Annotated in this window: 12 protein-coding genes; 10 read left to right on the plus strand and 2 right to left on the minus strand. The window is 52.8% G+C overall.

Going from position 1 to position 13,608, the window contains the following annotated elements:
• Positions 1-50 precede the first annotated feature (50 nt).
• Positions 51-2,186, minus strand: coding sequence for an intracellular growth attenuator protein IgaA (gene igaA / locus SK39_RS13265; RefSeq protein ID WP_048217081.1), 2,136 nt, complete (start codon positions 2,184-2,186; stop codon positions 51-53).
• A gap of 322 nt (positions 2,187-2,508) precedes the next feature.
• Between igaA and nudE the strand changes: the two genes are divergently transcribed.
• Positions 2,509-3,069: an ADP compounds hydrolase NudE gene (nudE, locus tag SK39_RS13270; protein WP_003023537.1), complete on the plus strand. Its 561-nt coding sequence runs from the start codon at positions 2,509-2,511 to the stop codon at positions 3,067-3,069.
• A gap of 120 nt (positions 3,070-3,189) precedes the next feature.
• Here nudE and mrcA read toward each other — a convergent pair whose 3' ends face one another.
• Complete coding sequence (gene mrcA / locus SK39_RS13275; protein ID WP_048217082.1) at positions 3,190-5,742, minus strand: peptidoglycan glycosyltransferase/peptidoglycan DD-transpeptidase MrcA; 2,553 nt, start codon at positions 5,740-5,742, stop codon at positions 3,190-3,192.
• Positions 5,743-5,862: 120 nt separating this feature from the next.
• Between mrcA and SK39_RS13280 the strand changes: the two genes are divergently transcribed.
• From SK39_RS13280 to dam, 9 genes are all read left to right on the plus strand, one after another.
• Complete coding sequence (locus tag SK39_RS13280; RefSeq protein ID WP_032937255.1) at positions 5,863-6,642, plus strand: type IV pilus biogenesis protein PilM; 780 nt, start codon at positions 5,863-5,865, stop codon at positions 6,640-6,642.
• Positions 6,642-7,181, plus strand: coding sequence for a PilN domain-containing protein (locus SK39_RS13285; RefSeq protein WP_048217083.1), 540 nt, complete (start codon positions 6,642-6,644; stop codon positions 7,179-7,181). The genes SK39_RS13280 and SK39_RS13285 overlap by 1 nt, the downstream gene beginning before the upstream one ends.
• Complete coding sequence (locus tag SK39_RS13290) at positions 7,165-7,620, plus strand: HofO family protein (protein WP_032937258.1); 456 nt, start codon at positions 7,165-7,167, stop codon at positions 7,618-7,620. The genes SK39_RS13285 and SK39_RS13290 overlap by 17 nt, the downstream gene beginning before the upstream one ends.
• Positions 7,610-8,023: a HofP DNA utilization family protein gene (locus SK39_RS13295; RefSeq protein ID WP_032937259.1), complete on the plus strand. Its 414-nt coding sequence runs from the start codon at positions 7,610-7,612 to the stop codon at positions 8,021-8,023. The genes SK39_RS13290 and SK39_RS13295 overlap by 11 nt, the downstream gene beginning before the upstream one ends.
• Positions 7,926-9,173 (plus strand): DNA uptake porin HofQ, encoded by a 1,248-nt coding sequence (gene hofQ, locus SK39_RS13300; protein WP_032937260.1) that lies wholly within the window; start codon positions 7,926-7,928, stop codon positions 9,171-9,173. Before SK39_RS13295 ends, hofQ begins: the two co-directional genes overlap by 98 nt.
• A 404-nt stretch (positions 9,174-9,577) precedes the next feature.
• Positions 9,578-10,099, plus strand: coding sequence for a shikimate kinase AroK (gene aroK / locus SK39_RS13305; protein ID WP_003023552.1), 522 nt, complete (start codon positions 9,578-9,580; stop codon positions 10,097-10,099).
• Between the two features lie 57 nt (positions 10,100-10,156).
• Entirely contained in the window at positions 10,157-11,245 is a 1,089-nt protein-coding gene (gene aroB, locus SK39_RS13310) for a 3-dehydroquinate synthase (protein ID WP_003837915.1), read from the plus strand.
• Positions 11,246-11,341: 96 nt separating this feature from the next.
• Positions 11,342-12,643, plus strand: a complete 1,302-nt coding sequence (damX, locus tag SK39_RS13315; RefSeq protein ID WP_032937261.1) for a cell division protein DamX — start codon at positions 11,342-11,344, stop codon at positions 12,641-12,643.
• A 117-nt stretch (positions 12,644-12,760) separates the two neighbouring features.
• The gene (gene dam / locus SK39_RS13320) at positions 12,761-13,597 is read left to right on the plus strand and encodes an adenine-specific DNA-methyltransferase (RefSeq protein WP_003023558.1); all 837 of its coding nucleotides are present in this window, start codon (positions 12,761-12,763) and stop codon (positions 13,595-13,597) included.
• Positions 13,598-13,608 lie beyond the last annotated feature (11 nt).

Below are 13,608 nucleotides of genomic sequence, written 5' to 3' on the forward strand. Positions count from 1 at the left end.
CAAGAAAACATGATGCGCGACAGAGTAGCATATCCTGTCGTGCGAGCGTGTTATCGAATCAGGCTTTCCGGGTCGTCAATCAGCGTTGGATTCAGGCAACTTTCGTAGTAGCTCTGAATTTCCGCGATGCGGGTGCGGTGACGCTGGTAGCGTCTGAATGCCTGCACGCTGTTGTAGACAGCGCATCCGAGCATGGAGAACATCAGCAGCGTCGTGCCAAGGTAGCGCCATAACCCTGAACGATCCGGGATACGGTGCAGGCCAATGTGCTGGGTGCCATTGGCGTCAGTCGAAATATTGGTGACGATCCCCTCTGCGCGAAATGGTGTCTGCATCAGCATCTGCGCCAGGCGCTGGAAGGCGTTCCACTGTTCCTGGGGAGGATAGTCATATAGCGAGGTCGTCGGCCACGGCTGATCGACCAGATCGCTGCCTTCATCGCTGATAATCAGGAAACCGCCGGGAGCAGGGCTATTCAGCGCCTGGGCTGCTCGCGCAGTCTCGCGTGAAATAAATGGTGCCGTAGAGGTATTCACCAGATTATCTAACGACTCAGCGCTTACCGGACGCAGCAGCACGTTCACCCCATCCAGTTTGCCTGCGTTCGCTCGCTTTACCAGCGCGGCCCAGTCTTTGCTGTTACCGAGGTTAACCAGCGCATTCTTTAAGCGTACACATTCATCTTTGGCTGCACACAGATCGGCCGTTTTCAGGACAATCTCACCAAAATCGTCCAGTAACACCATGCCGGACTTTTGGATTGCCGAGCGTAGCGATGCGCTGACGCGAGAGTCATCGTCAGGTTTGGGATGCAGCTGGCGGTTCACGGCCTGCGTGAGCGCAGTGGCCTTATTCACCAAATCGGATTCGGGCAGTGGTAATGCGCGTGCGTCATTCCAGATAATTTGCGAGCAATCGAAAGGCATAAACGGCGTGGTGGGCTGCGCATTCCAGCTCCCTTGGGTATGAATATTACACATACCCGTACCGCTCAGGTGCAGCGTGTCACCCACGCGAACGCCCGCGTTTTCGAGCTGTTTAACGCTGGTGGCTTCGATAGTTTGCGCGCCCTTCATCCAGGAAAGCGTGACCTTTATCGGCATATCCAGCGGGATCCAAAACAGCAGCATCAGCAGTACCAGCAACGAGCCGCCCGCGATGACGGCGTTGCGCAGCCAATGTTGCAACGGGAAATTTTTGACTTCATCGTGCAGAGATAAAAAACGCCCCTGGCGGACAACGTGGCGATCGAGATAAATATCGATATCCGTTTGCTGGCCAAGGTCTTGGGCGATGTAAGGTTGCCAGTGAGGTGGGTAGATCAGATCAATAATACCCAGCGAGATATTATTAATTTGCTCCTGGTCGTTTTCGCCAAACAACCCCCAGCGACGCGGCGTACCGCGCAGACAATGAATTTCCCGCAGGGCGGTTTTGGACGGCGGGGCGAATAATCCCCACAGACCCGCAGCTAACAGCAACACCGCGCCACCGACTGCCCACGGAACAAACGTATTCGGGATAACCAAACAGAAAAAGAACAGCAGGAATGATGCGGTTATCAGCAACGCCTCGCGCAATCCCGAAGGGCGGCTGAGCGCATATTCTTCATGGGTTTCTTGGCGAATATTCAGCAGTTCAATCTGCTCACTTTCTTCACCACGAATGGATGCCTGGGTAGAAGCGGTGTGCTGCAACGCATAGCCACGCGCTTCCTGCATATATTCCTGCAGCGTATGGCCGTTCAACGAGATAACCAGCGGTATTGTATTGGTATGGATTATCTCAACGCTGTTTTCGTCATTGATGTATTGTTCCCAGAAAGGGGGAAGGTGCACCTCAACGGAATCAAGATAGTAGCGCCATTTGTTAGGATCGTCGGTGGTGATGCCGTAACGTGTAATCGAACGAGTAAGCACGATGACGCTATTACTTTGGGCATTCAACGTTAATGAGACTGGCGCAGAACTGGCTCCAGTTGGACCAGGTACTTGCTGAATTTGACTAAGGCTTTCGAGATAGTTTTCGACGGCATTGCGTTCTTCAGGCGCGAGTTTACGTTTCGAGGCGTCTGAGAAGACGCTGCTCAAGGGTAAATTTTTCTGCCTGGATTTTGATTTGAGTAGCCATCCTGCAAGCAATGAGCAGGCCAGCAAAGCAGCTAAAAAAATCAGAATGGTGCTCATGCTTTCCCCATCTTACTTAGTCTGTCAGGCGTGGTCAGTCGCACCCTGTTCAATATTCGTGATTCTGTGGTTGGCTATCGGCAAGTGTGGAGTCGAACTTGAGCATCTTTAAGTACAGCCCAGTAAAAGCGAATCATAGCAAAATCACTAAAAATGGAATATCAGCAAATTCCTGGAGTTATTTCAACCTATTGACTTTTAATTTGAAATAGGGATTAACTTTTAGTACGTTACATAAATGTAAATAAACGGCAATTCACATTGCCGAAACCGTGCGGTATATCGCACAATAACCCCAGATTTCACAGCAAAGATCCTCACAATGAGCAAATCATTACAGAAACCCACGATTTTGAAAGTGGAAACCGTCGCCCAATCCCGGCTGTTTAAAGTCGAAAGCGTGGACCTTGAGTTCAGCAATGGCGTACGCCGCGTTTATGAACGTATGCGTCCATCCACGCGTGAAGCGGTAATGATTGTGCCGATTGTTGACGACCACATGATCCTCATCCGCGAGTACGCAGTCGGGACCGAATCTTACGAACTGGGTTTTTCTAAGGGATTAATCGATCCTGGCGAAAGCATTTTTGAGGCGGCGAATCGGGAGCTGAAAGAAGAGGTGGGGTTTGGCGCAAAAGATCTGACGTTTTTAAAGAAACTCAGCATGGCACCATCTTATTTCTCCAGCAAGATGAACATCGTGGTGGCAGAAGATTTATATCCTGAATCGCTGGAGGGTGATGAACCTGAGCCATTGCCGCAGGTGCGCTGGCCGCTGGCGCATTTGATGGACCTGCTGGAAGATCCTGATTTTCACGAAGCGCGTAATGTCAGTGCGTTGTTCCTCGTACGCGAATGGCTGAAAGGGCAGGGGCGATTGTAGTTTATATTGCCGGATGGCGGCTGACGCCTTATCCGGCCTACAGAGTTCAGCACTTTCAAATAATTGCGCCGAAAATGTAGGCCGGATAAGACGCCCCTGGCGTCGCCATCCGGCAAAAGATTAGAATAGTTCGTGCGTCTCACCATTATCGATAATGGTCGTCCCCACTTCATGCACCGCCTGTTGCGTCGGCTGAGTGCCTTCAATGAAGTACTCTGCGCGGCTATTGCCACCGCTTGCCAGTTGTCCTGTGCTGCGATCGATATTGACCGTCACAATACCCGGTGGCGGCGTCAACGGCTGTTCAGGCACGCCTTCCAGCACGGACTTCATATAGGCATCCCATGCTGGCTGCGCACTCTTCGCACCGCCTTCGTAGCCGGAGATTTGGTCTTTGATCGCGCCGGAAGCTGTCGTATGACCAAGGTTGCGGCGATGATCATCAAAGCCGATCCATACTGACGTCACCACGCCTGGTCCGTAACCGGAGAACCACGCATCTTTAGAGCTGTTGGTGGTTCCGGTTTTCCCGCCGATATCATGACGCTGTAAATCGCGACCTGCGCGCCAACCGGTTCCCATCCAGCCTGGTTCACCAAATATATTGGTGTTCAGCGCGCTTTTAATCAGGAAGGCCAGCGGTGTGTTGATCACGTGCGGAGCGTATTCCTGTGTGCCGCTTTGCGCGACCAGTGCCTGGTTAGCCTGTTCAAGCTGTGGCATAGGCACGGCGGCATTCTGCTGTTCCTGCGAGACCGCGACATCTTCTACGTTACTGTTTTCCAGCACGTTAGATTTCTGGGTATCGCCGTAAATCACTGGAATATCGCATTCCGGGCAGGCAATTTTTGGCTTCGCTTCGAAGATAACGCCGCCCATATCGCTTTCGATCTTACTGATGAAATATGGATCGACCAGGAAGCCGCCGTTAGACATCACTGCGTAACCGCGCGCCACCTGCAACGGTGTGAACGAAGCCGAACCCAGCGCCAGTGACTCGGTATGCACAATGTTCTGTGCCGGGAAACCGAAACGTTGCAGATACTCTGCCGCGTAATCCACGCCCATGGCGCGCATGGCGCGTACCATCACCACGTTTTTCGACTGACCCAGCCCCTGACGTAAGCGGATAGGACCGGCGTACTGCGGCGGGGAGTTCTTCGGCTGCCAGTCGGAACCAGCACCGGCATCCCAGCGGGAGATTGGCACGTCGTTGAGCATGCTCGCCAGCGTCAGACCTTTATCCATCGCGGCGGTATACAGGAATGGCTTGATGTTAGAACCCACCTGGCGTAACGCCTGCGTTGCACGGTTAAACTTGCTCTGGTTGAAGTCAAAACCACCAACCAGTGCCAGCACCGCGCCGTTTTGCGGATTGATGGAGACCAGTGCGGAGTTGACGTCTGGCACTTGCGCCAGCCACCAGGCATCGCCCACCTGGCGTACCCAGATTTGCTGGCCGGCCTGTACCACGTCGGTCACTTTGCGCGGCGTTGGGCCTTGTTGAGTATCCGAGCGGTAAGGACGCGCCCAGCGCATGCCATCCATGCGTAATGACACTGACGTACCATCTGCCAGCGCGGCAATGGCTTCCTGCGGATTGGCACTGGTAACAACCGCCGGTAACAGCGGTCCATAAGTCGGCAGCGCTTTCAGCGTATCGGTGATGTTTTTGCTGTCCCAACTGCTTTCGCCCACTTTCCACAGCACGTTCGACGGGCCGCGGTAGCCGTGGCGCATGTCGTAATCCATCACGTTGTTACGTACTGCCTGCTGAGCTGCCTGCTGTACTTTGCGTGTAATGGTGGTGGTGATGCGATACCCGTCTTCATAGGCTTTCTCGCCATAACGGTTATACATCTCCTGGCGCACCATTTCAGACAGATATGGTGCAGAGAAAGCGATTTCCGGCGCGTGGTAGTTGGCGTCAATGGCCTCACCTCGCGCCTGATCGTACTGGGCCTGCGTGATGTAGTTTTCGCTCAACATACGCGACAGTACAACGTTACGTCGCGCGGTTGCCCGGTCCATCGAATAGAGAGGGTTGAAGGTTGACGGCGCTTTTGGCAGACCGGCAATCACCGCAATTTCACTTAAGCTGAGTTGATCCACCGTTTTACCGAAATAGACCTGCGCGGCAGCACCCACGCCATAGGCGCGATACCCCAGGTAAATCTTGTTCAGATACAGCTCGAGGATCTCATCTTTACTCAGCAGTTGTTCAATGCGGATCGCCAGGAACACTTCTTTGATCTTACGCATCAGCGTACGTTCCGGGCTCAGGAAGAAGTTTCTCGCCAACTGCTGGGTAATGGTACTCGCCCCTTGCGACGCGTGACCAGAGAACAATGCTACGCTGGCTGCACGGAAGATCCCCACCGGGTCTACCCCGTGGTGCTCATAAAAGCGGCTGTCTTCTGTGGCGATAAAGGCTTTAACCATTACCGGCGGCATCTGATCCAGCGTGACCGGGATTCGACGTTTCTCGCCATACTGCGCGATTAGCTCGCCGTCAGCGCTGTAAACCTGCATCGGGATCTGTAAACGCACATCTTTGAGCGTCGCGACGTCAGGTAATTGCGGCTCGATATAGCGATAAAGGCCATAAATCGAGCCTGCTCCCAGCAGGATGCAACATACTGCAAGGATTAATAAATACTTTACGAACTTCACTGGAGATTTCCCATTTAGTGGCATTTGGGCAGTTTATAAACAAACGCGCGGTAGTATAAAGGCAAGCCAGACGCATTGATATACCCGTTAAAGCGACGGGTGATAAGGAGATCATCAGCAATGGCTTTTAATATCTGGAAAATTGGTCTGCATATTCAGCAACATGAAGTGCTGGCTGTCGCTATCGTTCGCGAAGCATCAGGTTGGTATCTGCAACGCTGGTGGCGTATACCGCTGACGCCTCAGGTTATCGTCGATGGTCATATTCGCGAGCCTGAACAACTGGTCGCCGCGCTACTGTCGTGGAGCCGGGAGCTCCCTCGCCGACACCATATTCATCTCTCTTTTCCCGCCAATAGGACGTTACAAAAAAAGTTTCCTCGTCCGACAATGACGTTACGCGAGCCAGAGCAAACCGCATGGTTGTCCGGTTCGATGGCGCGTGAACTGGATATGGCGCCGGATGCACTGCATTTTGATTATAGCGAAGACACGTTGAGCCCGGCGTTTAACGTCACTGCTGCGCAAAGCAAAGAGATTTCAGCGCTTCTGACGCTTATCCAAACCCTTAAGGTGCAGGTTACGGCGATTACCCCGGACGCCAGCGCGTTACAGCGATTTATTCCCTTCCTGCCGGATCATCACCAGTGTCTGGTATGGCGTGATGATGCCCAGTGGTTATGGGCGACCCGTTCAGCATGGGGACGTAAATCAACGGGCGATATTAGCTGTATCGAGGAGCTTGCCACGACATTATCTCTGCCCACGACAGCCATTGCGAAATGCTCCCCCGGCGGCTTCGATCCTTTAAGCGCCGTGTTTGTACGCCAGCCGCCCATTCCAACGCAAAGCCATCACTTCGCCATTGCGCTGGGACTCGCTATGGGGGGCGTGTACTGATGATTGCGACCATTAATCTTCTGCCCTGGCGTCAGGCTCGGCGTTACGCTTGCCTGCGCTTCTGGGGCATCTTATTTAGCGCTTCACTCTTGCTTAGTATTGGCGTGTTGTTGCGCTATTACAGCGCTTTGAGTGTAGAAAATCGGGCTGAATTGTTGCTGGCAGACGCCGAAAAGACGCGGGCCGAGGCCCTCATGGCGCTGAAGCCGCGTATGCAACTGCGCCAGCAACGATGGCAGCAGGTTCAGGCACGGAACAAACAGCGTGAGCAGACCCGAAGCTGGCAGCGGGCTTTGCAAGGGCTGGCGGAATTACTGCCGGAGCAGGCGTGGTTAACAAAAATGACCTGGCAGGAGGACACGCTGGAACTGACGGGAAACACACTGAACTTTGCCGCATTGAAGGCATTGGAAGCGCAATTACGCCAGTTGCCGTTGTTTATGTTGAACAGCCCTGGAGAAACGCAGCAGGATGCGCAGGGACGCTGGCAATTCCACTTTCGACTGACACGGAGCGGTGCGCATGATAACTCTCTGTGATGTCTGGTTAGCGCAGTCGCCACGCTTTCGACTCATATGCTGGTGCGGCTGGATGTTGGGGTTACTCATACTGGTGACGCTATGTCTTTACCCCTTAGCGCGGGAGCGGACTATGCAACGCGAGTCGCTGGTCCAGCAACGTGCGGCTATTCAGATGCAATGGCGAGATGTATATCTGCTGGCGGCATCACCAGCAGAGTCTGAAGAGAAACTGACCCTGTTCTCCCCGCTGCTGTTTCAGAATTCACTTACCCGTCTTATCCACTGGCAACCCTCAGCTCAGGGGGGAGAGATGGCGCTGATATCGGCCTGGGATGCTATCCCGCTGACGTTTGTCCAGTTGGCGGCTCAGGGGATGAACGTCAGCCGATTTTCGCTTACCGCAGAAGGCACGGAGCTGCTGCTAACGCTAAAGCTGGAGCGCCTGAATGATGGTTGAGCGCTGGCTGTTGATATGCGTAAGCGTACTGATGCTTACCGGTATGCGTAATCCCTTCCTGCCGCCGGAGGACCGTTGTCAAATTGCTGAGCTGTCGACATGGCGTTTTCAGGGCATGGTGAGTCAGGGCACACGACCCATCGGCATCGTTCAGGATAGCCAGAAAAAATGGCTGCGGGTTAAGCGAAATGACGTCCTGAAAAACGGTTGGACGATTATGCAGATAACGGCCCAGAACATAACTCTCGACACAGAAAAAAACTGCGAACCGCCGCGGTGGCAGTGGCAGCGACAAGGAGCGGTAAATGAAGCGATGGATAGCGTTGATACTAATGGCACTGGCGGTTGGGATAACAAGCGCGCTGGCGACGAAACCGCAAAACGTGACGCTGGTAGTCGATGATGTGCCGGTTACGCAGGTATTGCAGGCGCTGGCTGAACAGGAACAAAAAAACCTGGTGGTTTCGCCGGATGTCAGCGGTGTGCTGTCGCTGCATTTGACGGATGTCCCCTGGAAGCAGGCATTGCAGACGGTGGTGAAAAGCGCCGGTCTGGTATTACGCCAGGAGGGCAATATTCTGCATGTGCATTCTGTTCAATGGCAGAGTGAAAATGCGGCTCGTCAGGAAAACGAGCAGGCGCGGATTCAGGCTAGTCTTCCGCTGGAACATCGCAGCATCATTTTGCACTATGCTGATGCCACCGAGCTGGTAAAAGCCGGAGAAAAGCTGCTCAGTGCCAAAGGAAGCATGACGGTGGATAAACGAACCAACCGCTTACTGCTGCGTGACAATCGTGTTGTTCTCAACACCCTGGAAACGTGGGTGGCGCAAATGGATTTGCCGGTTGCCCAGGTTGAACTGGCGGCGCATATCGTCACCATTAATGAAAAAAGTTTGCGTGAGCTGGGGGTGAAGTGGTCACTGGCTGACGCACAACAACCGGGGGCGGTTGGGAATGTCACAACGCTTGCCAGCGATCTCTCTGTAGCCACCGCCACATCCCGTGTGGGATTTAACATTGGCCGTATTAACGGTCGTTTACTGGAACTAGAGTTGTCTGCGCTGGAGCAAAAACAGCAACTGGATATCATTGCCAGTCCACGATTACTGGCATCTCACCTGCAACCTGCCAGTATTAAGCAGGGCAGTGAGATCCCTTATCAGGTCTCCAGCGGTGAAAGCGGTGCGACATCCGTCGAGTTCAAGGAAGCGGTACTGGGGATGGAGGTGACGCCAACGGTGTTGCAGAAAGGGAGAATCAGGCTGAAACTGCATATCAGCCAGAATGTTCCGGGACAGGTTCTACAGCAGGCAGATGGCGAAGTGTTGGCTATCGACAAGCAAGAGATTGAAACGCAGGTCGAGGTAAGAAGCGGCGAGACAATTGCGCTTGGCGGGATTTTTTCACATAAGAATAAATCCGCAGCCGACAGCGTGCCGCTATTAGGCGACATTCCCTGGCTTGGCTCTCTTTTTCGCCATGATGGTAAAGAAGATGAACGGCGCGAATTAGTGGTCTTTATAACGCCCAGACTGGTTTCAACGGAATAACTTATGCATGAAAAGCCATTGTTTTTGCACTGAACACGTTTCAGGGATTTGACGTGAGGGTGTATTTAGCATACAAGGAGTACCGATTTGAGCGTCGGTACTTTTCTTTACTTATGCGGCAGTGAATACGCTTTGCCTTTCCGGTGGTGTGCCATAGGCTTATTGGGTGTCATTTGGCTGCGCGATACGTCGCCAGGTCTGATGTTTGCAGGGTAGCATGCCTGCCACGACCAGAAATGCGTTAGGTTTGGTGATTTATTCAGTTGCCAAACCCGCTTGAGTATTGAGATAATTTTCAGTCTGACTCTCGCAATATCTTATGAGGTTTCAGTTCATGTCCTGCTGCGCTGGGTGTCTGCGAAGCGGGTTTACCATTAACGAATAGTCTTAGTAGTACCGAAAAAATGGCAGAGAAACGCAATATCTTTCTGGTTGGGCCTATGGGTGCCGGAAAAAGCACTATTGGGCGCCAGTTAGCTCAACAACTCAATATGGAATTTTACGATTCTGATCAAGAGATTGAGAAACGAACCGGAGCTGATGTGGGCTGGGTCTTCGATGTAGAAGGTGAAGACGGCTTCCGTGATCGCGAAGAAAAAGTCATCAACGAGTTGACGGAAAAACAGGGTATTGTGCTGGCAACTGGCGGTGGCTCTGTAAAATCACGTGAAACACGTAACCGTCTTTCCGCGCGTGGCGTCGTGGTCTATCTTGAAACGACAATTGAAAAACAACTTGCGCGTACTCAACGTGACAAGAAACGCCCGTTGCTGCAGGTAGAATCACCGCCTCGTGAAGTTCTGGAAGCGTTGGCTGACGAACGCAATCCTCTGTACGAAGAGATTGCTGACGTGACCATTCGCACCGACGATCAGAGCGCAAAAGTCGTAGCAAACCAGATTATTCATATGTTGGAAAGCAACTAATTCTGGCTGAATACACACTCGTCTGCGGGTACAAGTAACTAAGGTGGATGTCGCGTAATGGAGAGGATCACAGTCACTCTCGGGGAACGTAGTTACCCTATCACCATCGCGGCTGGTTTGTTCAATGAGCCAGCTTCATTCTTACCGCTGAAATCGGGCGATCAGGTTATGTTGGTGACCAACGAAACCCTGGCCCCCCTTTATCTCGATAAGGTTCGCGGCGTACTTGAACAGGCGGGTGTTAACGTTGATAGCGTTATCCTTCCCGATGGCGAGCAGCATAAAAGCCTGACGGTTCTGGATACGGTTTTCACCGCGTTACTGCAAAAACCGCACGGTCGTGATACCACGTTAGTTGCCCTTGGCGGCGGCGTGATTGGCGATCTGACCGGTTTTGCGGCAGCCAGCTATCAACGTGGTGTTCGTTTTATTCAAGTCCCGACAACCCTGTTGTCGCAGGTCGACTCCTCCGTTGGCGGCAAAACCGCCGTAAACCATCCCCTCGGTAAAAACATGATTGGCGCGTTTTACCAACCGGCCTCCGTGGTGGTGGATCTCGATTGTCTGAAAACGCTTCCTGCGCGTGAGCTGGCATCGGGGCTGGCGGAAGTGATCAAATACGGCATCATTCTTGACGGTGAATTTTTCAGCTGGCTGGAAGACAATCTGGATGCGTTGTTGCGTCTGGACGGTCCGGCGATGGCGTACTGTATTCGTCGTTGTTGTGAGCTGAAAGCAGAAGTTGTCGCAGCAGACGAGCGCGAAATGGGCTTACGTGCTTTACTGAATCTGGGGCACACGTTTGGCCATGCGATCGAAGCTGAAATGGGTTATGGCAATTGGTTACATGGTGAAGCAGTTGCAGCAGGTATGGTAATGGCTGCCCGTACGTCTGAACGTTTGGGTCAGTTCACCTCCGCTGATACGCAGCGCATCATTACGCTGTTACAGCGAGCAGGCTTACCGGTGAATGGGCCGCGTGAAATGTCCACTGAGGCTTATCTGCCGCACATGCTGCGAGATAAAAAAGTGTTAGCGGGAGAGATTCGTTTGGTGCTTCCGCGAGCGATAGGGAAGAGTGAAGTGCGCGGCGGAGTGTCGCACGAGGTGGTTCTTAACGCTATTGCTGATTGCCAGCAGGCGTAACAACAAGAAAGGTCAGGCTTACGTTGCGAAACGTAGGTCTTTTAGCTTCAGGTTATGTGCAAAGTCGTAAGCATTAACCTTTGAGTGGGGTGTTAAATGGATGAATTCAAACCAGAAGACGAGCTGAAACCCGATCCCAGCGATCGTCGTACTGGTCGTTCTCGTCAATCGTCTGAACGCGATAATGAGCCGCAAATCAATTTTGATGATGTTGATCTGGATGCTGACGATCGCCGTCCTGCGCGCGCACGCAAAGAGCGTGATGAAGAGCAGAACATTGAAGAAGAGTATGAATCTGATGACGATACCGTGGATGAAGAGCGTGTAGAACGTCGTCCGCGCAAGCGTAAGAAAGTCGCCAGCAAGCCTGCCTCTCGCCAGTATATGATGATGGGCGTGGGTGTTCTGGTACTGCTGCTGCTGATTATCGGCATTGGTTCTGCGCTGAAAGCCCCCTCATCTTCTTCCAATGAGCAGGCAGCATCTGGTGAGAAGAGCATCGATCTCTCTGGCAGCAATGCAACGGATCAGGCGAGTGCAACGACACCTGCAACGGGCGCAGAGCAGACTGCTGGCAATACCCAGCAGGATGTTTCCCTGCCACCGATTTCCTCTACCCCGACTCAAGGTCAGGCACCTGCGGCAACTGAAGGGCAGCAGCGTGTTGAAGTGCAGGGCGATTTGAACAACGCTCTGACACAACCGCAAGGCCAGGAGCAAGTTAACAACGCTGTGGTTAACTCTACGCTGCCGACCGAACCTGCGACCGTTGCGCCGATGCGTAATGGTAATGCTGCGCGCCAGACTGCGAAAACGGAAACGACTGAACGTCCTGCGGCTACGCATCAGGAACGTAAACAGGCCGTAATTGAGCCGAAGAGCAAACCGCAAACTACGGTGAAAGCGACGCCGACAGAGCCGAAACCTGTTGCCCAGGCAAAACCAACCGCAACTGCGCCGACTACCACAACCAAAGCGCCTGTGGTAACCGCTACGCCGAAAGCGACCGCTGAGCCGAAAGCAACCACGACGGCGCCAGCACAGACCGCAACGCCTGCGCCAACGGCGACAGCAACAACGACAACACCTGTTGCTGGCGGAGCGAAAAGTGCAGGTAACGTTGGAGCGTTAAAATCTGCGCCGTCCAGCCATTACACGCTGCAGCTCAGCAGTTCTTCTAACTACGACAACCTGAACGGTTGGGCGAAGAAAGAAAACCTGAAGAACTATGTGGTGTACCAGACGACGCGTAACGGTCAACCGTGGTATGTTCTGGTGACAGGCGTGTATGCGTCTAAAGAAGATGCGAAACGTGCAGTGTCTACGTTACCCGCTGATATTCAGGCGAAAAACCCGTGGGCAAAACCGCTGCACCAGGTTCAGGCCGATTTGAAGTAAGATAGGATATGTTCTGCAATGGTTTGCTGTTTCGCCCAATTGCGGGACAAAGACTAAAGCGCAGGATGCTGTCGGAGCTTTCTCCACAGCCGGAGAAGGTGTAATTAGTTAGTCAGCATGAAAAAAAATCGCGCTTTTTTGAAATGGGCAGGGGGGAAATACCCCCTGCTTGATGATATCAAACGGCATTTACCTCAGGGTGAGTGCCTGATTGAACCTTTCGTGGGTGCCGGGTCGGTGTTTCTCAACACCGACTTTTCTCGTTATATTCTTGCCGATATCAACAGCGACCTTATCAGTCTCTATAACATCGTGAAGACGCGTACCGATGAGTATGTGCAGGCTTCTCGTGAGCTGTTTATGCCTGAAACCAATCAGGCTGAGGTGTACTATCGGTTCAGAGAAGAATTTAATGCCAGCCAGGATCCGTTCCGCAGAGCAGTGCTGTTCTTGTATCTGAACCGCTTTGGTTACAACGGATTATGCCGTTATAACCTGCGCGGCGAGTTTAACGTCCCGTTTGGGCGTTATAAAAAACCTTACTTCCCGGAAGCCGAGTTGTACCATTTTGCTGAGAAAGCGCAGAATGCGGAGTTCCATTGCCTCTCCTATGAAGAGTGCATGGACCGTGCGGATAGCAACTCTGTGGTCTATTGCGACCCGCCTTATGCACCACTTTCGGCGACGGCAAATTTCACTGCGTATCACACCAACAGCTTTAGCCCGAAAGAGCAGGCGCATTTGGCCGAGATGGCAGAAAAGCTGGTCAGTAAGCAGATCCCAGTGTTAATTTCGAACCACGATACGCCCGATACCCGTGAATGGTATCGAGCGGCGAAACATTTTCAGGTCAAAGTGCGGCGCAGCATAAGCAGCAATGGCGGCACGCGTAAAAAGGTGAACGAACTGCTGGCACTGTATAAACCAGGAGTCGTAACGCCTGCGAAGAAATAAATCTCAAGGAG

The organism is Citrobacter sp. BIDMC107 (assembly GCF_001037575.1).
Lineage (GTDB): Bacteria > Pseudomonadota > Gammaproteobacteria > Enterobacterales > Enterobacteriaceae > Citrobacter > Citrobacter freundii.